Below are 23658 nucleotides of genomic sequence, written 5' to 3' on the forward strand. Positions count from 1 at the left end.
CACGCGCGCTTACGGCGTATCCTGAATTTCGCGGGCGACGCGCTCGAGCAACGCATCGAGCACGGCCATCTCGACGGGCTTCACGAGATGATCGTCGAAGCCCGCGCGTTCGGAGCGCGCGAGATCCGACGCGCGTGCATGGCCGGACAGCGCGACACAGGCCGTATCGCGCAGTGCGTCGATCGCGCGCAGCTCCTGCAGCAGCGTGAAGCCGTCGACGTCCGGCATCGTCAGGTCGAGCAGCATCAGCTGGGGCGCATAGTCGCGCGCGAGGGTCAGCGCGTCGGCCGCGTTGTACGCGACGCGCGGCGCATGGCCTTTCAGTTGCAGCAGCACCGCGAGCGTGTCGGCCGAGTCGCGGTTGTCGTCGACGATGACGATGCGAAGCGGCACGGCGGCCGGCTGCGCGGGCGCGGCCGGCGCATGCGGTGCGGCGCGCTCGTTGCGCGTCGTTTGCACGATCGGCAGCCAGACCGTGAACGTCGAGCCGTGGCCGGGCCCGTCGCTTTCCGCGACGATCCGCCCGCCGTGCAGTTCGACGAAGGACCGGCAGATCGCGAGGCCGAGCCCGAACCCGCCGGACGGAGAGCGGCTCGACGCACCTTCCTGATGGAACAGGTCGAAGATCGTTTCGAGCGCGCCGGGCGCGATGCCCACGCCGTGATCGACGACGTCGATCGCCACCGACGATCCTTCGATACGCGCGCCGACGTCGATCCGGCCGCCGTGCGGCGAGAATTTCGATGCGTTGTCGAGCAGGTTGTGCAGCACCTGGACGAGCCGTGCGTCGTCGCCGTGCAGCACCACGGAATCGGCGGGCAGGTCGACACGGATCCACTGCCCGCGCGCGGCCAGTTTCGGCTGGATGCTCTCCACGCCGCGGCACACGACGTCGCGCACGGTGACGGGGCGATCGTCGAGTTCGACCTTGCCGGCCGTGATGCGCCCGACGTCGAGCAGATCGTCGACGAGCCGTGTCAGTTGCCCGACCTGGCGGTGCACGGCGTCGCGGCACTGCGCGAGCGCGGGCGCCGGATCGGGGAGGCTCTGCAGCACGCCGACCGAATGGCGCAGCGGTGCGAGGTGATTGCGCAGCTCGTGCGCGAGCATCGCGATGAACACGCTGAGCCGGTGCGTCGACGCTTCGAGCTCCTCGAGCCGCTTGCGCTCGGTCATGTCGCGCGTGATCTTGATGAAACCGCATAGCTGGTGCGTCGCGTCGTGCACCGGCGTGATCGTCACGCTCGCCCAGAACTGCGTGCCGTCCTTGCGCACGCGCCACCCTTCGTCCGCGAAGTGGCCGCGCGCGGCGGCCAGCGCGAGCCCGTGCTCCGGCCGGCCGGCCGCGATCGCGTCGGACGGATAGAACAGCGAGAAGTGGCGGCCGACGATCTCGGGAGCGCGGTAGCCCTTGATGCGCTGCGCGCCGGCGTTCCAGGTCGCGACGTTGCCGTGCGGGTCGAGCATGAACACCGCGTAGTCGGTGATCGACTCCACCACGGTCTGGAACCGGAATTCGGCGAACCGGTGCAGCAGATCCCGCGGGCCGGGCGGGCCGGGTGGCGGGGAAGGCGAGTGAAGGTCGGCGTCGTCGTTCGTCATCGGAGCGGCAGGTCGAAAATGCGGGCGGCCGAATACCGCCCGGCCGCCGCCGGACACGCCGGGGGCGGCTACACGAACCGGATTGGCACGTCCGAAAGAATAAAGGAACTCGATTCAGCTGATCAATGGGTGCGCATCGGCCGTGCCGTCCGTCATGTCCGCGAGCCGGATCCGTGCCGGCGCACCCGGCGGCGGGCGCGGCATGCCGATTGCACGACCGTGCGGTGCGCCTGCCGTGCCACGGCCGTTCGGCCGATCGTGCGGCCGCAAGCCACGCAAGGAGATCCATATGAACAGCACGTTGAATCCCGACAACGAACCGGCCGGCCCGGACGACGACAACGCCAGCCGCGGCCGCGACGGTCGCGCGCTCGGCCCGAGCGACTCGTCCGACAGCGGCAGCGACACGGCGGGCGCACGGCGCCATCCGTTCGATATCGATTCGCCGCTGGACGATCACGCGCTCGAACGCGGCGACGCATCGCTCGACAGCGATACCGACCGTGCGGGCACCGGCGAGCGCGCGTCGGCGGACGGCGACTCGACGCTCGAGGAAGGCGCCGACATCGAGCCGGACCGCACCGAGCGGCTGAGCGAACCCGGTCGCACGGATGAACCGGATGGCGGCGACGACCCGGACGACCTCGGCGCCGCGCCGTGACGTCCGGCACGCAAAAACTGCAATCGCGTTGCAGATTGGGGCGCCTGGCGGCTTCCCGGCGCTGCGGCGCACAACCGCGGCGGCACGGCAACGACGCCGGCACGCGATTTGCATTGACCCGACCGACGCGCGCCGCGACGCGGCATGGAGCCGTGCGCAGCGCAGGCGCGATCAAGGAGAGACACGATGCAACGACGATATCCCGGACGGCACGGCGAGCGCGGCGGCCCGCCCGACTGGCAGGAGCGCAACGAACGCGCGTACCGGGGCGCCGGCGAGCACGGCATCCCGGACGACCCGGCCCGATGGCCGGAAGAAGACGATGAATCGGCTTACCGCCGCTTCGCGAGCGAAGACGTGGGCCCGGAAGACTGGGGCAGCGAGTGGACCGAGCGCGCCGCGCGCCCGGCCGACCAGCGGCGCGGCGGCGCCGACCCGGACTGGCCGGGCGGCGCGCGCCAGCCGGCGCGGGATCCGGAGCGCGGCTATGGCGGGCCAGGCCGCCGTGCGCAGGGCCACGAAGGCCGATACGGCGGCGAGCGCCCGGAATTCCGCGGCCAGCACCGGATGGGCTGGTACGGCGGCGAGCGCGATATCGGTAGTCTGCGCGGCGATCCCCGTGGCGACCCGCGCTACGGCGGCCATGCCCCCGACCTCTCACGGTTCGGCAGCGAAGCCGAACGCGACGCGCTGCGCCACCGCCGCGGGCCGAAAGGCTATACGCGCTCGGACGAGCGGATTCGCGAGGACGTGTGCGAGCGGCTCGCGCATGCGCTCGAGATCGACGTGAGCGATGTCGCCGTGCAGGTGAAGGAAGGGCGCGTCGAGCTGGACGGCACGGTGCCGGCACGCTGGATGAGGCACGACATCGAGGATCTCGCCGACGGCTGCATGGGCGTGCTCGATGTCGAGAATCGCGTGCGCGTGCGCCGCGACGGCGAACACGATACGGGCATGGTGCTGCATCCGGATCAGCGGACCGTCACGCCGACCCAGCCTGCCGTGCGCGACCCCGAGCCCGGCACCGTCGTGCCCGGCCGCGAGCGTGAATCGCGCCACTGACGACCGTGCGTGAAACGGCCCGACCCCCGACCGCAACGCGTGCATGACGACCGGAATCGACGACACGCCAATCAGGCACCGTGAGGCACCCGCAGCCCGCGACCGCCGCGATCGCCGCGACGGGCGCGGCCTGCGGCTGCGGATCGCGGGCGAACTCTGGCGCGCGATCTGGCATTACCGCGCGCGCGTGCTCGCGGCGATCGTGCTGCTGGTACTCGCGAAAGCGGCGGCCGTCTCGGTGCCGCTGCTGCTCAAGGACATCGTCGACGGCTTCGGCCGCGCGGCCGGCCAGCCGATGGCGTGGCCGGTGCTGCTGCTGTTCGCGTACGCGGTCGTGCGCTTCGCGTCGAATGCGCTGAACGAAGTGCGCGACATGACCTTCGTGCAGGTCACGCAGCATACGGTCGCGTCGTTTACCGTGCGCACGTTCGGTCACCTGCACCGGCTCGGCGCACGCTTTCATGCACAGCGCGAGACGGGCGCCGTCGTGCGCGACCTCGAGAAAGGCACGGCCGGCATCGGCTATCTGCTCGGCGTCGCCGTGTTCACGGTCGTGCCGACGGCCATCGAGATCGGCTCGGTGCTCGTGATCGTGATCAGCAAGTACGGCGGCGGCTTTACCGCGATCATTCTCGTCACGTTCGCCGTCTACGCGGCGTATACGGTGGTGTTCACGCGCCGCCGCATGCGTTACCAGCGGCGTGTGAACGCGCTCGAGGCCGAGTCGAATTCGCGGGTGGTCGACAGCCTGCTGAACGTCGATACGGTCAAGTACTTCGCACGCGAGGACGTCGAGCGCGATCGGCTCGAGCGCGTGCTCGACGCGTGGCGCGAAGCCGGCGTCGACAACCAGTATGCGCTGTCGATGCTGCACATCGGGCAGAGCGCGTGCATCGGCGCGGGGATCGCGGCCGTGATGCTGCTCGCCGGGCAGCAGGTCGCGCGCGGCGCGATGACGATCGGCGATCTCGTGCTGATCAACGCATACATCATCCAGATCAGCCTGCCGCTGAACGCGCTCGGCTTCGTGTTTCGCGAGGCGAACGACGCGATGACGAACATCGAGCGGCTGTTCGGGCTGCTCGATGCGCGCGGCAAGCCCGGCGAGGACGGCGATGCGCCCGGTGCGCAGCCGCTCGTCGTGCGCGGCGGCGCGATCGAGTTCGAGCATGTCGACTTCGGCTACGAGCCGAGCCGGCAGATCTTGTCCGACGTGTCGTTCCGCATCGAGGCCGGGCAGACGATCGCCGTGGTCGGCGGCAGCGGCTCGGGCAAGTCGACGCTCGCGCGACTGCTGTTCCGGCTGTATCAACCCGACGCGGGCACGATCCGGATCGACGGCCAGGACTTGCGGCTCGTCACCGAGCGCAGCCTGCGCGACGCACTCGGCATCGTCCCGCAGGACACCATCCTGTTCAACGACACGCTCGCGTACAACATCGCATACGGCAAGCGCGATGCGACGCGCGGCGACGTGATCGCCGCCGCGCGCGGTGCACAGCTCGACGCGTTCATCGAGCGGCTGCCCGACGCCTACGACACGCGCGTCGGCGAGCGCGGCGTGCGGCTGTCGGGCGGCGAGCGGCAACGTGTCGCGATCGCGCGCGCGTTGCTGAAGGCGCCGCCGATCGTCGTGTTCGACGAGGCGACGTCGGCGCTCGACACGCGCTCGGAGCGCGCGATCCAGCAGGAGTTGATGCGCGTCGCGCAGCATCGCACGAGCCTCATCATCGCGCACCGGTTGTCGACCATCGTCGATGCCGATCGCATTCTCGTGATGGAGCACGGCCGGCTCGTCGAGCACGGTACCCACGACGAGCTGCTCGAAAGCGGCGGCGTGTATGCGCAGATGTGGTCGCTGCAGGCGAAGCAGCGCGAACTGGAACGCACGGAGGCGAAGTTCGCGCGGCAGCCGGTGCGGATCAATCCGCTCGTGTCGCAGGTACTCGATTCGCTGGCGGAGGCGGCCGCGCAGCGCGGCGTGCCGGTGTTCCGCCACGTGTCCGACGAGGATCTCGTCGTCAAGGCCGATCCGGCCGCGCTGCGGCGCTTCGTCTGGGAACTGTGCCGCGGCGCCATCGACGCGAGCAGCGGCGGGCAGCTCGAGGTGCGCACGGCGCGCCACGATCCGGAAGCGCGGATCACGATCGCGTGCGCGGGCGTCGACGCCACCGAGCTGTCGCTGATCGATCTCGAACGACTGCAGGACACGATCGAGGAGGCCGGCGGCTACGTCGTGCGCGAACGCGACGATATCGGCGTGACGCTGCACCTGTCGCTGCCGATGTGCGCGGTGGCGCCGGCATCGCTGCAGCCCGACGGCGCCGGGCCGAACGCGGAGGCCGGCGCGGCGGAGACGGCAACGCCGCTCGACGGCCTGCGCATCGCGTGCGTGGACGATCACGACGAGGCGCGCGAGGCGCTCACCGCGCTGCTGAAGGTGGCCGGCGCCGACGTGCACGCGTATGCGTCGGGTCAGGCGTTGCTGGACGACCTGTGGCGCGCGCGCCGGGCCGACTGGCCGGCGCTGCTCGTCTGCGACATCGACCTCGGCGAAGACGAGGAGGACGGCTATACGGTGATGTCGCGCGTGCGCCAGCTCGACGCCGCGCGCGAGCGCGACGGCCGCGCGCCGCTCGAGGCGCTGGCATTGTCCGGCCATGCGCGCGATCGCGATCGCACGCGTGCGGTCGAAGCCGGTTTCCATGCGTACCTGACCAAGCCCGCGGTAGCGGCCGACCTGATCGCGGCGTTGCGTGCGCTCGCGTTTTCCTCCGGAGAAATCCATGCCGAACCTTCTGAATCCGACGACACCCGAAGCCCTGAACGCGCGTCGCGGCGGTAGTGCGTTCGCCGACCGCCAGGCCGCGGTGGCGGCCGTCGAGCTGCTGTTGCCGAGCCTGGCCGCCGCGCTGCAGAGCGACTTCGTCGGCGACAGCGGCTGCCTGCACATCGTGATCATGGACCCGGCGCTCGGGCCGCACGACGCGGCGTTCGAGGACGCGATCTTGTATGAGTTTTCGCTGCCCGACCCGAAGGACTGGGACGCCGACTATCGCGCGTATGCGCGGGCCAAGGCGCGGCTGTCGTGGGAAACGGGCCGCGACGGCCACGTCGTGCAGGCGCTCGAGCCGTACCGGCTGCGCGCGGGCGACACGAACCTGTGGGGCGGCGTCGCGCTCGGCGGCATCGTGGTCGGCGTGTCGGGCGCGCAGCCGTGGTTCGACGAGGCGTTCGCGGGCTGCATCGCGCACTGCCTGCGCGCGCTCGCGAAGCACCGTGCGCAGGCGACGCCAGACGGGCTCGCGATCTGAGGGGGCCGCCTGGGCGCGGCCGCCCGGACCCGTTTTTACAGCCGGTTATAAAAAAGCCAGCGAGCGCGCGGCCCGGCCCGATGCGGCGTGGGCGCGCGCAGGCCGGCACGGTTTTCGCTGTACCTCCTGCACGGACGGTTGTCGCGACAAGCGTCGCCGTCAGCCGGATTGCTTTCCGACATCGACAGGAGGTGCAGGTGAACGCGATTCCCGATTCAGCCAGACCGCCGCTCGCCGGCCGGACCGCACTCGTGACCGGGGGCGGCCGCGGTCTCGGCGAAGCCATTTGCGAAGAGCTTGCGCGCCATGGCGCGCACGTGGTCGTCGCCGACCTCGACGGCGATCGCGCGGCGGCCGTCGCGCAGCGGCTCGAACGGCACGGCGGGCAGGCGGTGGGCCGGCCGCTCGACGTGCGCGACGAGGCATCGGTGCTGCAGGTCGTGCACGATGCGCGCGAGTCGCTCGGCGACCTCGACGTGATCGTCAACAACGCGGCGATCGACGTGACCGCGCCGATCGACGACGTGAGCGTCGACGCGTGGCAGCAGGTGCTGATGACGAACCTGTTCGGCCCGTACCTGATGTGTCACGCGGCCGTGCCGATGATGAAGGCGCGCGGCGACGGGCATATCGTCAACATCGCGTCGACCGCGTCGAAGCGGGCGTGGCCGAACGCGTCCGCGTATCACGCGACGAAGTGGGGGCTGCTCGGCCTGTCGCACGCGCTGCATGCCGAACTGCGGCCGAGCGGCGTGCGCGTATCGGCGATCGTCGCGGGCGGGATGCGTACACCGTTCCTGCTCGACCGTTTTCCGGACATCGACGAGGACACGCTGCAGCCGCCGGAGCACGTCGCGGCCGCCGTGCGCTTCGTGCTGACCCAGCCGCCGGGCACGGTCGTGCCGGAACTGATGGTGCTGCCGATGAAGGAGACGTCATGGCCCTGAAGCGCGAAGGGCGGCTGCCCGGCGCGGTGCTGCTCGACAAGGACGGCACGCTGCTCGACGACGTGCCGTACAACGTCGATCCGGCACGGATGCGCCTCGCGCCGGGCGCGGCGCGCGCGCTGCGCACGCTCGGCGCGACCGGCATGCCGCTGGCGGTCGTGTCGAACCAGTCGGGCGTCGCGCTCGGCCGCTTTACCGAAAACGAGCTTGGCGCGGTCCGCCAGCGTCTCGCCGAATTGTTCGAAGCGAACGGCGCGACGCTGGCGGATTTTTTTTACTGCCCGCATCACCCGCAGGGCAGCGTGCCGCGCTACACCTGTGACTGCATCTGCCGCAAGCCGCGCCCCGGCATGCTGCGTCGCGCGCTGGCGGCGCTCGGCGCCGTCCCCGAATGGAGCTGGATGATCGGCGACATTCTCGACGACGTCGAGGCCGGCCGCACCGCGCGCTGCGGCACGATCCTGGTCGACTGCGGTCACGAGACCGAATGGCGCGTCAACGCCGCCCGCACGCCGCACCACGTCGTCGACCGCGTCGACCTGGCCGCCGACATCGTCGTGCGCGAAGCCGTGCGGCGGCACGGCTCGTGGGTGCGGCGATGAGCACGGCCTGGAGCCGCGCCCGCCGCATCCTGTGCGTGCGGCTCGACAGCCTCGGCGACGTGCTGATGACGACGCCCGCGCTGCGCGCGCTGAAGGAAAGCGGCCCGGACCGCCGGCTGACGCTGCTGACGTCGCGCACGGGCGCCGCGCTCGCCGGGCATCTGCCGATGGTCGACGACGTGTGGAGCTACGACGCGCCGTGGGTCAAGCATCCCGACGTGCGCGGCGATCCGGTGGCCGATCTCGACATGATCGACCGGCTGCTGGCGGGCCGCTTCGACGCGGCCGTGATCTTCACCGTCTACAGCCAGAATCCGTTGCCCGCCGCGATGATGTGCTGGCTCGCCGGCATTCCGCTGCGGCTCGCGCATTGCCGCGAGAACCCGTATCAACTGTTGACCGACCGCGTGCCGGAAACCGAGCCGGAATCGCACGTGCGCCACGAGGTCGCGCGCCAGCTCGCGCTGGTGCGCACCGTCGGCGCGACGACGTCGGACTGGCGGATGGCGTTCGATCCGGGCGACGCGGCGCGGCGCGCGGTGCACGCGCGCTTGCAGGCCGCGTTGCAACGCCCGGGCGGCGCGCGCGGGGCGGATGCGCGGCGCGCGCGCTGGCTGGTCGTCCATCCGGGCGCGAGCGCGGCGTCGCGGCGCTGGCCCGCCGAACGTTTCGGCGAAGCGGCCGCCGCGCTCGCGCCGCTGTTCGACGGCATCGCGGTGACGGGCAGCGCGGGCGAACGCGCGCTGGTCGACGCGGTGTGCGAACGCGCCGGGCCGCGCGCGGTGCCGCTCGCCGGCGTGTTGCCGCTCGGCGAACTCGGCGCGCTGATCGAGACGGCCGACCTGCTGCTGTCGAACAACAGCGGCCCCGTGCATCTCGCGGCCGCGCTCGGCACGCCGGTGGTCGACCTGTACGCGCTGACCAATCCGCAGCACACGCCGTGGCGTGTGCCGCACCGTGTGCTGAACGTCGACGTGCCGTGCCGCAACTGCTACCGCAGCGTGTGCGATCAGCCCGGCCACCCGTGCCTGCTCGGCGTGAGCGTCGACGACGTGGTCGCCGCCGTGCACGCGTTGCTGCGCGGCCGTGCGCGCCATGCGCAACGCGCGGCCGCGCGGGCTGCCGGGCACGGCAGCGAGCCGGTTGCGGTGAACGCATCGAACGTGCTTCCGTTCGCGCACGTCATCACGAGGAACTGACGTATGCCTGACCCGATCCATACGCTCGGCATCAATGCCGCTTTCCACGACAGCGCCGCGTGCATCGTGCGCGACGGCGTCGTGATCGCGGCGGCCGAGGACGAACGCTTCACGCACGTGAAGCACGCGAAGCGCCCGGTGCCGTTCTCGACCTGGGAGCTGCCCTTTCACGCGATCGACTATTGCCTCGCGGAAGCCGGCATCACGCTCGCGGACGTGGACCACGTCGCATATTCGTACGACCCGTGGTTCGAACTCGACCGCGAAGGCACGGCGCCGTCGCTGACCTTGCCGCTGTCGCCGTCCGCGCATGCGCCGCGCGAAGACGGCGCATCGCCGTGGCATCCGCTGTTCCTGTCGTCGATCGTCAACGCGCCGCGCCAGCTCGCGGGCGGCGTGCCGCATCATCTGCAGCGGCGCTTTCGCGGCGTCACGCACGACGGGCCGTTCCGCTGGCATTTCATCGAGCACCATCTCGCGCACGAGGCGAGCGCGTTTCTCGCGGCACCGTTCGAGCGCTGCGCGGTGATGACGATGGACGGGCGCGGCGAGCGCGCGACGACGAGCTACGGCGTGTTCGACGGCCGCTCGTACCGGCGGCTCGGGCAGGTCAACCTGCCGCATTCGCTCGGGCTGCTGTACGAGCGCGTGACCCGCTATCTCGGCTTCCTGCACTCGTCCGACGAATACAAGGTGATGGCGCTCGCGTCGTACGGCAAGCCGGTGTTCGCCGACGAGATGCGCAAGCTCGTGCAGTATCGCGGCGAAGGGCGTTACGACGTGATCGACGCGGATCTGGCCGCGCAATTCGGGCCGCCGCGCGAACGCGGCGGTCCGATCGAGCCGCATCATTGCGACATCGCGCATGCGTTGCAGCTGGTGCTCGAGGAGACGACGCTGCAGGCGGTCGACTGGCTGGCCGCGGAAACCGGCGAGCGGCAGCTCGCGATGGCGGGCGGCGTCGCGCTGAACTGCGTGATGAACGCGAAGATCCGCGATCGCGGCCCGTTCGACGACGTGTGGGTGCAGCCGGCCGCAGGCGACGCGGGCACGGCGCTCGGCGCCGCGCTGTGGACCGACTTCCGGATGCGCGGCGAGCGCGGCGCCTGGCGGATGGACCATGCGTATCTCGGGCCGGCTTACGACGACGATACGATCGAGGCGTTCCTGAAGGAAGCGCAGTTGCCGTACCGGCGGCTCGCCGACGTGGCCGCGCAGACGGCCGCGCTGCTCGCGGCGAACCGCGTGATCGGCTGGTTCCAGGGGCGCATGGAATTCGGCCCGCGCGCGCTCGGCGCACGGTCGATCCTCGCGTCGCCGATCGACCCGGACATGCAGCGCAAGCTGAACCGGATCAAGGATCGCGAGGATTTCCGGCCGGTCGCGCCGGTCGTGCTCGAAGACCGTGCGCATCACTGGTTCAGCGGCGGCCGAGTCACGCCGCTGCGCGCGCCGTTCATGCTGTTCGTCTACGACGTCGTGCCCGAGCGCGCCGCGAAGATTCCGGCGGTGCGCCACATCGACGGCACCGCGCGCGTGCAGACCGTAGACGACACGCAGCATCCGCTGCTGCATGCGCTGCTGACCGAGTTCGACGCGCTCACCGGCGTGCCGGTGCTCGTCAACACGTCGTTCAACACGCGCGGCGAGCCGATCGTATGTTCGCCGCGAGACGCGATCGAATGCTTCTGGACGTCGCCGCTCGACGCGCTCGTGATCGGCCCGTTCCTGCTGGAGAAACCCAGATGAACGCGCGCGACACGCATCTGCCGCCGGTCGTGTCGGTCGTCGTGCCCACCTACCGGCGGCCCGACCTGCTCGCACGCTGCCTCGACGCGCTGTGCGTGCAGGTGTTCGATCCGACCACCTACGAGATCGTCGTCGTGGACGACGATCCGGCCGGCAGTGCGCGCGCCGTCGTCGATGCGTGCCGCACGCGCGTGACCGACGTGCCGGCGATCCGCTACATGACCGCGCCCGACACGCAGGGCCCGGCCGGCGCGCGCAACGTCGGCTGGCGCAGCGCGTGCGGCGCGCTGATCGCGTTCACCGACGACGACACGATTCCCGACCCGACCTGGCTGCGCCACGGCGCCGACGCGCTGCTGGCCGAGCCGTCGGCGGCGGCCGCGGCCGGCCGGATCGACGTGCCGCTGCGGCCGTGCCCGACCGACTACGAACGCGATGCGGCCGGGCTCGCACATGCGGAATTCGCGACCGCGAACTGCTTCGTGCGGCGCGCGGCGCTCGAACGCGTCGGCGGCTTCGACGAACGCTTCACGCGCGCGTGGCGCGAGGATGCCGACCTGATGTTCGCGCTGCGCGAGCATGCGGGGCCGATCGTCGAGGCCGACGCCGCACGCATCGTGCATCCGGTGCGTCCCGCACGCTGGGGATCGAGCATCGGCGCGCAGTCGAAGGTGTATTTCGACGCGCTGCTGTACAAGAAGCATCGCGCGACTTACCGGCGTCATATCCGGCCGGTGCCGCCGTGGCATTACTACGCGGCCGTGCTGGCCGCGCTCGGCGCGCTTGGCTGCCTCGCGGCCGGCTTGCCGGCGCCGGCCATCGCCTGCGCGGCGGTGTGGGCCGCGATTACCGCGGGGTTCTGCGCGAAACGATTGCGCGGCACGCAGCTCACGGCGTCGCACGTGGCCGAGATGATCGTCACGTCCATCGCGATTCCGCCCGTGTCGCTGTATTGGCGCATGCGCGGCGCGCTTCACTTCCGAGTACTGTTCCTATGAAGCTCGACCCCAACGTCGATTCCGACGGCCGGCGCGGCCCGAAGCGGATCGCCGTGTTCCGCGCGCTGCAGCTCGGCGACATGCTGTGCGCGGTGCCCGCGCTGCGCGCGCTGCGGCGCGGCGAACCGGATGCGCGCATCACGTTGATCGGCCTGCCGTGGGCCCGCGAGTTCGCATCGCGCTTTTCGGACTACATCGACGGTTTCATCGCATTCCCCGGCGCGCCGGGGCTCGCCGAACAGCCCGAACCCGACGCGGCCGCGCGCGAGGCGTTCGTCGCCGAATGCCGTTCGCGCGATTTCGATCTCGCGATCCAGCTGCACGGCAGCGGCGCGCACACGAATGCGATCGTCGCGTCGCTCGGCGCGACGCGCACGGCCGGTTTCGTGCCGGCCGACGGCGGCACGGCCGCGCTCGACTGCGCGCTCGTGTGGCGCGACGACGAACCGGAAGTGACGCGCTATCTGGCGCTCACGCGCAAGCTCGGCTACGCGGACTGGGGCGACTACCTCGAATTCCCGCTCGGCGGCCTCGACTATGCGCTGTGGCACGTGCTCTGCGACGAACACGCGCTCGATCCCGGTCGCTACGTGATCGTCCATCCCGGCGCGCGGATGGCGTCGCGGCGCTGGCCGGTCGAACGCTTCGCGCTCGCCGCGCGGCAGCTCGCCGACGACGGCTGGCAGATCGTGCTGACCGGCACGCGCGCGGAACTGGCGCTGGCGAGCGCGTTCGCCGAGCACCTCGGGCGGCCGTGCGTGAACCTGTGTGGCCGCACGCCGCTCGGCGCGCTCGCCGCGCTGATCGCCCGCGCGCGGCTGCTGTTGTGCAACGACACGGGCGTGTCGCATGTCGCGGCGGCGCTCGGCACGCCGAGTATCGTCGTCGCGTGCGGCAGCGATACGGCCCGCTGGGCGCCGCTCGACGCCGAACGCCATCGCGTGCTCGCGAACTACCCGGCGTGCCGGCCGTGCATGTTCGATACGTGTCCGTACGGGCACGAGTGCGCGACGGCGATCGGCGTCGGCGAAGTGATCGACCGGGCGGGCGAACTGCTCGCGGAGGAGAGACGTCATGTCACGTAAGCGGTTGCGCGTGCTGACCTGGCACGTGCATGGCAACTATCTGTATTACCTGTCGCAGGCGCCGCACGACTTCTACATCGTGACGAAGCCGCAGCATCCGCCCGGCTATGCGGGCCGCGTCGGGCACCTGCCGTGGGGCGACAACGTGCACGAGGTGCCGGCCGAGTGCGTGCGCGACACCGAGTTCGACTGCGTGCTGTACCAGCACGTGAATCATTACCGGCACGACCGCCTGCGGCTGCTGAGCGAGGCGCAGCGCGCGCTGCCGACGCTGTTCGTCGAGCACGATCCGCCGCGCGAGCATCCGACCGACACGCTGCATCCGGTGCAGGATCCGAACGTGTTGCTGGTGCACGTGACGCCGTTCAACGCGCTGATGTGGGACAACGGTGTGACGCCGACGCGCGTGATCGAGCACGGCGTGCTGATGCCGGAAGGCATCGAGTATCACGGCACGCTGCCCAAGGGCGTGGCCGTGGTGAACAATCTCGCGCGCCGCGGCCGGCGCCTCGGCGCGGACCTGTTCGAGGTCGTGCGGCACAGCGTGCCGATCGACCTGGTCGGGATGGGCTCGACCGAACTCGGCGGGATCGGCGAAGTGCCGAACCCGGCGCTGCCGCAGTTCCTGTCGCACTACCGGTTCTTCTTCAATCCGATTCGCTACACGAGTCTCGGGCTCGCGGTGATCGAGGCGATGATGATCGGGCTGCCGATCGTCGCGCTCGCGACGACCGAGATGGCGCAACTCGTGAAGACCGGCAGCAACGGCGTGGCCGATACGCGGCCGGCCGTGCTGATCGACGCGATGCGGATGCTGATTCGCGATCAGGAACTGGCGCGCGAGTGGGGCGCGGCGGCCAGGCGCGACGCCTGCGAGCGATTCGGCATCGAACGCTTCGCGCGCGACTGGGACGCCGCATTGCGCGACGTGGCGGCGTGACGGCGGCGGCGTGACGACGTGACGAAGGCGGCGTGAGCCGCCGCATTCACGGCGCCGTCGCGGGCGGAGAAGCGGACGGTGAGGGCGGCGAAGCGCTCGCGCTGCCGCCGCTCGCGGCGTTCGGCGCCGCCGGCGCGATGCCGCTGGCCGCATTGCGCTCGTTTTCGGGCAGCAGCGCGAGGCGGTTGTACAGCGTTTTCAGGCTGATGCCGAGCGCCTTCGCGGTGCGCGGCTTGTCGCCGTTGAAATGGCGCAGCGACGCGACGATGAAGCGCTGCTGCGTATGCGCGAGCGTCGTGCCGATATGCAGCGTCATCGCGTTGTGGCGCACTTCCTCGCGCGGCGGCTGGCGGCGCGGCAACTGCAGTTCGATCTGCTCGTCGGCGAGGATGAATGCGCGCTCCAGCGCGTTGCGCAGTTCGCGCACGTTGCCGGGCCACGTGTACGCGCGCAGCGCCTTCATCGCCTGCGTCGACAGGCGCTTCCTCGTGCGGTGCCGCGCGTTCAGCCGTTCGACGATCTGCAGCGCGATGTCGCCGACGTCGTCCTCGCGCTGCCTGAGCGCGGGCACGTGCAGCGCGACCGGTGCGATCCGGTAGAACAGGTCTTCGCGCAGCCTGCCGCTGCGCAATGCCTCGACCGGATCGTGGTGGGTGGCCGCGACGATTCGCACGTCGAGCGGAATCGCCTCGTGGCCGCCGACGCGCACGATCGTGTTGGTTTCGAGCGTGCGCAGCAGCTTGACCTGCAGCTCGGCGGGCATCTCGGCGATTTCATCGAGAAACAGCGTGCCGCCGCGCGCGGCTTCGAACATGCCGACATGTTGCGCCACGGCGCCCGTGAAGCTGCCTTTTTCGTGACCGAACAACTGCGACTCCGCGAGGTCCTTCGGAATCGCGCCGCAGTTGACGGGCACGAACGGCCCGCGCCGGCGCGGGCTCATGTCGTGAATGAGCCGGGCGACGATATCCTTGCCCGCACCGCTTTCGCCGACCACCAGCACACTCAGGCGGGTGGCGGCGACGCGCGACACTTTCAGCAGCAAATCCTGAATTGTTCGCGAACGACCGAACAGTCGCGTGCCGTCATCGTCGGATTTCGACATGGGGTATGACCGGGTTGGGAAGTTTTGACCGAACGTGTCGTGATCAGGTAAAAAACGACGTGGCATACGTCGTCTTTCACGTAAGCAGGATACCTTTTATACCGATTCGTCGACATTGAATCTGGCAATGCAGCTTGCGCCGGCAGATAGATTTATTCGATGAGCGGCGAATGCACGACATCGTTCTTCTATACTGCTAAGCACTCGTTTTCAGTGCAGGACAGCTTGTCTGCCCGTTCGTGTGCAGCGTTGAAAGTGCCGTCGTGGGCTCGCTGACGCGCATGACGCTGCACGTGGTCGCGGTGCCGGCCCACGTATGCGCCGGGCCGCATTACAAGGAGCCTCGATGCCTTACGTCCTGATCGTCGAAGACGACGCCGATACGCGAACGATGCTGGCCACGCTCGCGCGCACGCAGCAGCTTACGTGCGATACGGCCGCGACGCTTGAAGAAGCGCGCACGCTCGTCTCGACGCATACCCCCGATCTCGTGCTGTGCGATCTCGTGCTGCCCGACGGCAACGGGATGGATCTGTTCGACGCATTACCCAAGCGCGGGCATTGCGAAATCGTGTTGACCACCGGCCACGCGAGCCTCGAAACCGCGATCGATGCGTTGCGGCGCGGCGCGACCGACTATCTGGTGAAGCCGCTCAACATGCAGCGGCTCAACAGCATCTTCGCGCGCGTGCCTCGCACGACCGCGCTGCACGAGGAAATCGCGGAGCTGCGCTCGGAACTGCAGCGCCTCGGCCGGTTCGGCCGCATGCTCGGCAGCTCGCCGGCGATGCAGGCCGTCTACGACGCGATCGGCCGCGTCGCGCGCACCGAGGCGTCGGTGCTGCTCACCGGCGAATCGGGCACCGGCAAGGAGCTCGCCGCGCAGACCGTGCACGACCTCAGCCTGCGCCGGCGCGGCCCGTTCCTCGCGGTGAACTGCGGCGCGATCGCCGCGAATCTCGTCGAGAGCGAGATGTTCGGCCACGACCGCGGCAGCTTCACCGGCGCGGAACGCCAGCACAAGGGCTTCTTCGAACGCGCGGACGGCGGCACGCTGTTTCTCGACGAAATCACCGAGATGCCGGTCGAATCGCAGGTCAAGCTGCTGCGCGTGCTGGAGACCGGGCGCGTCACGCGGCTCGGCTCGACGCGCGAGATCGACGTCGACGTGCGTATCGTCGCCGCGACGAACCGCGACCCGGAAGCGGCGATGGCGGACGGCAAGCTGCGGCCCGACCTGTTCCACCGGATCAACGTGTTCCCGATTCCGCTGCCGTCGCTGCGCGAACGCGGCGACGACATCCCGATGCTCGCCGACGCGTTCCTGCAGCGCTACAACGAGGAAAGCGGCCGCAACCTGCGCTTCGCGCCCGCCGCACGCGAGGCGCTGAAGAGCTACGAATGGCCCGGCAACGTGCGCGAGCTGCGCAACTTCGTGCAGCGCGCGAGCATCTTCACCGATGCCGACGTGATCGAGACGCTGCCTCCACCAATCATGGACGAGCTGTCCAGCATGGTCGATTCGCATGAAGATCGCGTCACGGTGCCGTTCGGCACGCCGCTCGAGGAGGTCGACCGCAAGCTGATCCTTGGCACGATCGCGCAATGCGGCGGCGTGAAGGCGCAGGCGGCCGAGGTGCTCGACGTCAGTCTGAAGACGATCTACAACCGGCTCGCGCAACTGGAAGACGAAACGGAAAAGCCGGATTCCTGATGTGGCCTCGATCGCGCTCATGTACCCGCTCACGTACCCGTTTCGGCCTCGCGGTGCGTGTCGCGCTCGAGCCGGCGACGCATGCGTTCGACGTGCGGCGGGATAGCACGTCGTTCGCGCAGGATCCACGGCAGGCCGGCGAACGTGCGCAGGAGCGCGCGTTCGCGGCGCAGCACCGGCAGCATGCGCACCGTATGCTGCCACGCCGCCGTGGCCGGCCATCTGAGCCACGCCGTCCATACCGCGTTGCGGGCGGCGGTGCGCGCGCGCGTAGGCCGGTCGCGCAGCGCCGACGGGTGGTGATGGACCGTCAGGTGGGGCGCATACACGAGCCAGTGGCCGGCGCGAGTCAGGTCGAGCGCGAGCAACGCTTCCTCGCCGCCGAGAAAGTAGCGCGGATGGTAGCCGCCCGCGCGCACGAACGCGTCGCGCCGGAACGCGGTCGCGCCGGCCAGCAGCCCGAGGATCGGCCGGCCCGGCAGCGCGACGGGCGCGTCCAGCGGGCTGTCGGCCATCAACCGGCAGGTCGGGTCCTCGCGCCGGTCGGGGCCGACGAGCACGCGCGCGGTGACGGCCGCGACGTGCGGATACGCGTCGAGCAGGTTCGCGGCTTCGGCGATCGAACCGGGCGCCCACCACGTGTCGTCGTCGCAGAACGCGACATGGCGCGTGCGGGCCACGGCCACGCCGAGATTGCGGCCGGCCGCGCCGAGGTTGCCCGGCGCGTGCACGAGCGCGACATGCGCAAAGCGCTCGCGGATCAGCGTGGCCGTCTCGGCGTCGGCTGCGTTGTCGACGACGACGATCGCCGGCCGGTCGGGCAGCGCGGAAAGGTGTTCGAGCGTGCGCGCGAGTTCGGCGGCGCGCCGGCAGGTCAGCACGACGGCGGTCACGCGCGGCTCGGCCGGCGGCAGCGCGACGCGCGCGGGCGTTACGCGGACGTGACGTCGCATTCGAGCCGCCAGATCGTTTCGGGTTCGCGGAGAGCAGCGCGCATATGAGGTTCGAACAGCGTTACCTGGCTTGCATAGGCTTCGACGGCGGCGGCTTTCGCGGTGGCGCCTTCCGTATCGCCGCCGGCCGGCGGCGCGACCGGATGCGCGATCCAGCCGCGCTCGCGCCAGCCGATCACGCGCCTGGCCATCAGCCCGTCGATGCGGCGGTAGGGCATGTCCTCGTAGAAGCGCCAGATGCGCGACGGCTCGTCTTCACGCAACAGCGACAGCATGGCTTCCTGCACCTGCAGGTGATCGCGGTGGAACAGGCCGGCCGGCGCGAGCACGCCGAAGCCCGGGTGCGCGTCGATCGTCGCGGCCACGCGTGCGGCGATCGCGGTCGACGTGGCCGGCAGGCCGTACTGATCGTCGAGGAAGTCGAGCCACACGGGGTGCGCGTCGAGCAGCGCGAGCGCGCGGCGGTCTTCGTCGCGGCGCGCTCGCACCGCCTCGTCGGCTTGCTGGAACCCCGCGCGGCGATCCCATGGCGGCGCGGGCGTGCCGCGCGGCGGAATCCCCGCGAATACGGTGACGACGATCGAACCGGGCGCCTGCGCGAGCAGTTGCCCGCAACTGAAGACGGCATCGTCGAGATGCGGCGAGACGACGAGCCAGCGTGTCGGATCGGGCATGGCGTGAAGATCTCCATCGTGAGCGGCCGGGCCGCCGGTGCCGATCGGCCAGCATGCGCCGTGCCCGCCGGCGGCGCCCGCGCGGGCCGCTGTCGACTGTTTCCGCAGGAGCGTGTTCAATGATCGAAATTGCACGGCCGCAGGCCGGAAATTACGCAACGGCCGTGATGCTGGTCGCGATCGCGACCGTGTTGCAGACGCTCGCGATCCGGTTCGGCGGCGTGAATCTGCCGTTCGTGCTGTATTACCCGCTGCTCGCCGGCGCCGCGTGGGCGACGTCGTTCCTGTTCGGGATCGTGTCGACCGTGGTCAGCGGGCTGCTCGTCTGGACGCTGTTCCTGTCCGATCCGGCCGCTTATACGGCGCCGCTGCCCGAGCGGCTCGTGCAGCTCGGCACGTTCATGCTGGTCGGTGCGCTGGTGTGCGCGATCGCGTCGATGCTGCATCACACGCGCGTCACGAACGATCGCGCGAGCCGACGCGAGGCGGCCGCGCGCCGGCAGCTCGAAGCCGTGCTGGGCGCGCTGCCGCACGGTGTGATCGCGACCGATACGAAAGGCCGGCTCACCTATCTCAACGCGGCGGCGGCCCAACTCGTCGGCTGCCAGGCGGACGATGCGGTCGGGCGGCCGGTGCGCGACGTCCTGCGGATCGTCGACCACGAAGGCCGTCGCGTGCCGACCACACCGCTCGATCGCGCGCTCGGCGGCGCCGAGGCGACGTCGGACCGGCACTGGCTGCAGGCCGGCGACGGCGAGCCGGTGCCGATCGTCGCGGTCGCGTCGCCGCTCGGCGATGCGGACGGCAACCTCGACGGCGCGGTGCTGTTGCTGCGCGATGCCGGCGCGGACCGTGCGCGCGTCGACGCGTCGCGGGTGCAGCATGCGGTCGTCGACGCCTCGCCGGACGCGATCGTCGGGATCGACGCCGGCGGCCGTATCGCGAGCTGGAACCCCACTGCGCAGCGGATCTTCGGATACGACGAGGCCGATGCGCGCGGCCGCCGGTTCGACACGCTGATCGCGCCGCGCTGGCTGAGGCTCAATCCGCTCGCCAAATCGTTCGACGCGATGCGCGAGCCGGTCGGCCCGCTCGAGCTGCTGTGCGTGCGGCGCGACGGCCGGCGTTTTCGGGCGACGGTATCGGCGTGCCCGGTGCAGGGCGATGCGCGGGCCTGCGTCGCGCTGTCGCTGACGCTGCGCGAAACCGGCGCGCAGCGCCGCCGCGAACTGCGGGCCCAGCGCTCGCTGCAGGGCGCGCGCCATGCGCGCGAGCAGGCCGACACGTCGAACCGGCTGAAGGACGAATTGCTGGCCACGGTGTCGCACGAATTGCGCACGCCGCTGAACGTGATCTACGGGTGGATCGAGGTGCTGCGCAATACCGGCGACCATGCGTTGCAGCATCAGGCGATCGACGCGATCGACCGCAGCGCGCGTTCGCTCACGCGGATGGTCGGCGACATCCTCGATGCGTCGTCGCTCGCGACCGGCAAGCTGCGGCTCGACGCGACGCCGGTCGACGTCGTGCGGCTGTTCTCCGACCAGGTCGGCACGTTCCAGACCGCCGCATCGTCGGCGGGCATCATGCTCGAATTCGACTGCGACGTGTCCGCGTGCATCGTGTCGGGCGACGCCGAGCGGTTGCGGCAGATGCTGTCGAACCTCATCTCGAATGCGCTGAAATTCACACCGGCCGGCGGCAGCGTGACGGTCCGGCTCGCGCGCGAAGACACGCATGCGGTGCTGACCGTCGTCGATACGGGGCAGGGTATCGCGACGGAATTCGTCCCGTACGTGTTCGACATGTTCCGCCGGGCGGACGATTCGCCCGCGTCGCCGCGGCGCGGGCTCGGTCTCGGCCTGTCGATCGTGCGACACATCGCGCAGCTGCACGGGGGCCGTGTGACCGTCGCGAGCGCCGGCCGCGATCGCGGCACGACGTTCACGGTGACGCTGCCGGCCGGATGGCAGCCGGGCGGCGCGTTGGCGTGGGGGATCGTGCACGCGGGCAGCCGTCGCGATGCGCTCGTGCTCGATACGCAGCGCATCCTGATCGTCGACGACGATGCAACCACGCGTGCCAGCCTCACGGCCGCGCTCACCACGTTCGGCGCGGCCGTCGCGATCGCATCGTCCGGCCGCGAGGCGCTCGCGATGGCGGCCGACATGCGGCCGACGGTCGTGCTGTCCGATCTCGCGATGCCCGACGGCGACGGCTTCTGGCTGCTGGACGCGTTGCGGCGCGGCACGACGAACGGCGACAACGGTCCGCTCGACGTGCGCGTGCTGGCCGTCACCGCGCATGCGGGCCTCGCCGACGAACGCCGCGCGCTGGAAGCCGGCTTCGACGGCTACCTGTGCAAGCCGGTCGACGTGCGCGAACTGGCGCTGAAGATCGCGCACGTGACGAAGCGCGACGGCTGACGCGCGTCGCGCTTCGGCCGCGTCAGGTGGTCGGCGCCGGCCGGTTCTGCGTATGGACCTGGGCGAGCAGATGCGACGCGATTCGCGTGCTGCGCACGAGATCGCCGGGCGTGTGATGCGTGACCTGACGCTGAATGAAGTATCGCGCGGTGTGCGCGAGTCCGTTCGCGAGCGTCGTCGTCGCGCGCCAGCCGAGTCGCTTCTGCGCGGCGGCCAGATTCGGCCGCCGCTGGCGCGGATCGTCCGACGGCAGCGGCCGGAACTCGATCGGTACGCTCGCGCCCACGATCCGTACGACTTCCCGCGCGACGTCGATCATCGCGATCTCGACGTCGCTGCCGAGATTGACCGGCTCGCTCGCGTCGCCCGGTTCGTCCATCAGCCGGATCAATGCGTCGATCATGTCGTCGACGTAGCAGAACGAGCGCGTCTGCTTGCCGTCGCCGTAGACGGTCAGCGGCTGTTCCGCGAGCGCCTGGGTGACGAAGTTCGACACCACGCGCCCGTCGGCCGGGTGCATGCGCGGGCCGTACGTATTGAAGATCCGCGCGATCCGCACGTCGACCCCGTACTGGCGGTGATAGTCCGCGAACAGCGTTTCCGCGCAGCGCTTGCCTTCGTCGTAGCACGCCCGGATGCCGGTCGGATTGACGCGCCCGCAGTAGTGCTCGTCCTGCGGATGGACGTCGGGGTCGCCGTACACCTCGCTCGTCGATGCCTGCAGGATGCGTGCCTTCACGCGTTTCGCGAGGCCGAGCAGGTTGATCGCGCCGTGTACGCTGGTCTTCGTCGTCTGCACGGGGTCGCGCTGGTAGTGAACGGGCGACGCCGGACACGCGAGGTTGTAGATCTCGTCGACTTCGACATAGAGCGGAAACGTCACGTCGTGGCGCATCAGCTCGAAGTTCGGCGCATCGAGCAGGTGCGCGATGTTGTCCTTCGTGCCCGTGTAGAAATTGTCGACGCACAGCACGTCGTGCCCGGCCGTCACGAGCCGTTCGCACAGATGCGAACCCAGGAAGCCGGCGCCGCCGGTGACGAGGACGCGTTTTCGATCGTAGCCCTTCATTACGTATTCTCCTTGCGGTGTGCGAGCATGCCCGTCGTGGGGCCGACCGGCGTGCGCCGGCCGGTGCCGGCCGACGTGCCGGCGCGCTGTGCGTGGGCGACGTCGCGATAGATGGCGACGAGCCGGTCGGCTACGCCTTGCCAGGTGTAGAAGCGATGCGCGCGCAGGTAACCGGCGCGGCCGAGCGCCGCGCACAGGTCGGGTTGCGCCCGTAGTTGCACCAGGCGCGCGGCCAGCGCGGCCGGGTCGCGCGGCGGCACGAGATAGCCGGTGGTGCCGTCGTCGACCGTCGTGCGGATGCCGCCGACGTCGCTGCCGATCACCGCCGCCGCGCACGCCATCGCCTCGACCGGCGTGATGCCGAACGGCTCGTACCACGGCGTCGTCACGAACACGTCGGCCGCGCTGTAGTACAGGTGCAGCGCGTCGCGGTCGCGCCGGCCGACGAAGGTCACGCGGTTCGCGATCCCGAGTTCGTGCGCGAATGCGGCGAGCCGCGCGAGTTCCGGGTCGCGCGCGGGGTCGGGCTCCGCCTGGCTGCCGCCGACGACGTACAGGTGCGTCGGCCGCTGCGGATCGCGCGGCATGCGCGCGAGCGCGTCGATCACGGTATCGATGCCCTTGCGCGGCACGAGGCGGCCCAGTTGCAGCACGACGAACGCGTCCTGCGGCCAGCCCAGCCGCGCGCGCGCATCGACGCGCGGCACCGGCCGGAATTCCCGCGCGTCGAAGCCGCACGGCACGATCTCGATCCGCGCGGTGTCGGCGCGATAGTGCGTCGTCAGGTCGAGCGCATCCTGCGGACACTCGGCGATCAGGCGGTCCGAGCGGCGCGCGAGCGTGTCCTCGATCGCGAAGCGCGCGTCGGGGAAGCCATCGGCCGTGCCCTGGTGCAGCCGCCGCACGCGGCCGAGCGCATGGAACGTCGTGACGAGCGGGATGCCGAGCGCTTTTTTCACGCGCAGCGCCGCGTCGCCGGACATGAAGAAGTTCGCGTGCATCACGTCGACGGGGTCGGGCTCGCGCCGCATGCGCGCGATCATGTATTGCGCGAATGCGCCCATGTACGGCAGCAGCCGCTCCTTGGGCACGTCGGTCGGCGGTCCGGCCGGCACGTGGATCACGCGCATGTGCGGGCCGATCGGCACGACTTCCGGCAAATGCGGATTGTCGCAGCGCGTATAGACGTCCACGTCGAGGTCGCGCTCCGCGAGTTGCTTGGCGACGTTCGCGACATAGATGTTCTGACCGCCGGCGTCGACGCCGCCGATCACGCCGAGCGGCGATGCATGTTCACTGATCAACGCGATTCTTTGCATGGTATTGCTCCCGATATCGGGGCCGCGCACACGGGCCGCCGTCATCGGTCGCTCGGCAATCGGCATGCCCGGGGGATTGCGGGGAAAACCGCTTCCCTGTGTGCCGAAAAAATTACAACGCGTTGGATGAAAGGGCGTCTGATCGCGGTTTCCCGCAGGCATGCGGCGCACGCGGCGCGGCACGCGATTTGCGCGACCTCTGCTCACCCGCCGGCCCGGCCGGCCCGATGAAAAAGGAG

At 70.3% G+C, this 23658-nt stretch carries 19 protein-coding genes; 13 read left to right on the forward strand and 6 right to left on the reverse strand.

Translation table 11 applies throughout. From position 1 onward, the window contains the following. Window positions 1-9: 9 nt before the first annotated feature. Window positions 10-1602: a PAS domain-containing hybrid sensor histidine kinase/response regulator gene (locus C4B30_RS21765; protein WP_027786043.1), complete on the reverse strand. Its 1593-nt coding sequence runs from the start codon at window positions 1600-1602 to the stop codon at window positions 10-12. Between the two features lie 289 nt (window positions 1603-1891). Between C4B30_RS21765 and C4B30_RS35695 the strand changes: the two genes are divergently transcribed. The 11 genes from C4B30_RS35695 (at window position 1892) to C4B30_RS21820 (ending at window position 14159) form a co-directional block, all read left to right on the forward strand. Continuing rightward, window positions 1892-2263, forward strand: coding sequence for a hypothetical protein (locus C4B30_RS35695; protein WP_027786042.1), 372 nt, complete (start codon window positions 1892-1894; stop codon window positions 2261-2263). Window positions 2264-2449: 186 nt separating this feature from the next. Continuing rightward, window positions 2450-3325 (forward strand): BON domain-containing protein, encoded by an 876-nt coding sequence (locus C4B30_RS21775; protein ID WP_027786041.1) that lies wholly within the window; start codon window positions 2450-2452, stop codon window positions 3323-3325. A gap of 43 nt (window positions 3326-3368) precedes the next feature. Continuing rightward, a complete protein-coding gene (locus C4B30_RS21780) occupies window positions 3369-6170 on the forward strand; it encodes an ABC transporter transmembrane domain-containing protein (RefSeq protein WP_027786040.1) in 2802 nt (933 codons plus the stop codon). Further along, window positions 6112-6639 carry a hypothetical protein gene (locus C4B30_RS21785; RefSeq protein WP_034185503.1) on the forward strand — a complete coding sequence of 176 codons (528 nt, stop codon included), beginning with the start codon at window positions 6112-6114 and terminating at the stop codon, window positions 6637-6639. Before C4B30_RS21780 ends, C4B30_RS21785 begins: the two co-directional genes overlap by 59 nt. A 197-nt stretch (window positions 6640-6836) precedes the next feature. After that, window positions 6837-7586: an SDR family oxidoreductase gene (locus C4B30_RS21790; RefSeq protein WP_027786038.1), complete on the forward strand. Its 750-nt coding sequence runs from the start codon at window positions 6837-6839 to the stop codon at window positions 7584-7586. Beyond that, window positions 7577-8188 (forward strand): D-glycero-alpha-D-manno-heptose-1,7-bisphosphate 7-phosphatase, encoded by a 612-nt coding sequence (locus C4B30_RS21795; RefSeq protein WP_027786037.1) that lies wholly within the window; start codon window positions 7577-7579, stop codon window positions 8186-8188. The genes C4B30_RS21790 and C4B30_RS21795 overlap by 10 nt, the downstream gene beginning before the upstream one ends. Continuing rightward, a complete protein-coding gene (locus C4B30_RS21800) occupies window positions 8185-9387 on the forward strand; it encodes a glycosyltransferase family 9 protein (RefSeq protein WP_027786036.1) in 1203 nt (400 codons plus the stop codon). Before C4B30_RS21795 ends, C4B30_RS21800 begins: the two co-directional genes overlap by 4 nt. A 3-nt stretch (window positions 9388-9390) precedes the next feature. Next, window positions 9391-11136 (forward strand): carbamoyltransferase family protein, encoded by a 1746-nt coding sequence (locus C4B30_RS21805; protein WP_027786035.1) that lies wholly within the window; start codon window positions 9391-9393, stop codon window positions 11134-11136. Continuing rightward, complete coding sequence (locus tag C4B30_RS21810; protein ID WP_027786034.1) at window positions 11133-12134, forward strand: glycosyltransferase family 2 protein; 1002 nt, start codon at window positions 11133-11135, stop codon at window positions 12132-12134. The genes C4B30_RS21805 and C4B30_RS21810 overlap by 4 nt, the downstream gene beginning before the upstream one ends. Further along, window positions 12131-13219 carry a glycosyltransferase family 9 protein gene (locus tag C4B30_RS21815; protein WP_027786033.1) on the forward strand — a complete coding sequence of 363 codons (1089 nt, stop codon included), beginning with the start codon at window positions 12131-12133 and terminating at the stop codon, window positions 13217-13219. Before C4B30_RS21810 ends, C4B30_RS21815 begins: the two co-directional genes overlap by 4 nt. Beyond that, window positions 13209-14159, forward strand: a complete 951-nt coding sequence (locus tag C4B30_RS21820; RefSeq protein WP_027786032.1) for a glycosyltransferase — start codon at window positions 13209-13211, stop codon at window positions 14157-14159. Before C4B30_RS21815 ends, C4B30_RS21820 begins: the two co-directional genes overlap by 11 nt. A gap of 46 nt (window positions 14160-14205) precedes the next feature. On the opposite strand, the gene C4B30_RS21825 is transcribed toward C4B30_RS21820, so the two are convergent. Beyond that, on the reverse strand, window positions 14206-15264 hold the full coding sequence (locus C4B30_RS21825; RefSeq protein WP_089502431.1) for a sigma-54 interaction domain-containing protein: 1059 nt from the start codon (window positions 15262-15264) through the stop codon (window positions 14206-14208). Between the two features lie 346 nt (window positions 15265-15610). On the opposite strand from C4B30_RS21825, the gene C4B30_RS21830 reads away from it, so the two are divergent. Next, entirely contained in the window at window positions 15611-16978 is a 1368-nt protein-coding gene (locus tag C4B30_RS21830; protein ID WP_027786030.1) for a sigma-54-dependent transcriptional regulator, read from the forward strand. 29 nt (window positions 16979-17007) lie between these two features. Here C4B30_RS21830 and C4B30_RS21835 read toward each other — a convergent pair whose 3' ends face one another. Continuing rightward, window positions 17008-17931: a glycosyltransferase family 2 protein gene (locus C4B30_RS21835; protein ID WP_027786029.1), complete on the reverse strand. Its 924-nt coding sequence runs from the start codon at window positions 17929-17931 to the stop codon at window positions 17008-17010. After that, window positions 17910-18605, reverse strand: a complete 696-nt coding sequence (locus C4B30_RS21840) for a PIG-L family deacetylase (RefSeq protein ID WP_027786028.1) — start codon at window positions 18603-18605, stop codon at window positions 17910-17912. The genes C4B30_RS21835 and C4B30_RS21840 overlap by 22 nt, the downstream gene beginning before the upstream one ends. Window positions 18606-18724: 119 nt before the next feature. Here C4B30_RS21840 and C4B30_RS21845 point away from each other — a divergent pair, with 119 nt between their 5' ends. Further along, a complete protein-coding gene (locus C4B30_RS21845) occupies window positions 18725-21031 on the forward strand; it encodes a hybrid sensor histidine kinase/response regulator (RefSeq protein ID WP_027786027.1) in 2307 nt (768 codons plus the stop codon). Between the two features lie 22 nt (window positions 21032-21053). On the opposite strand, the gene C4B30_RS21850 is transcribed toward C4B30_RS21845, so the two are convergent. Then, window positions 21054-22100: a UDP-glucuronic acid decarboxylase family protein gene (locus C4B30_RS21850; protein WP_027786026.1), complete on the reverse strand. Its 1047-nt coding sequence runs from the start codon at window positions 22098-22100 to the stop codon at window positions 21054-21056. Next, window positions 22100-23419 (reverse strand): glycosyltransferase family 4 protein, encoded by a 1320-nt coding sequence (locus C4B30_RS21855; protein ID WP_027786025.1) that lies wholly within the window; start codon window positions 23417-23419, stop codon window positions 22100-22102. Before C4B30_RS21855 ends, C4B30_RS21850 begins: the two co-directional genes overlap by 1 nt. Window positions 23420-23658: the final 239 nt, after the last annotated feature.

The organism is Burkholderia sp. BE12, assembly GCF_002959955.1.
In the GTDB taxonomy this organism is placed as follows: domain Bacteria; phylum Pseudomonadota; class Gammaproteobacteria; order Burkholderiales; family Burkholderiaceae; genus Burkholderia.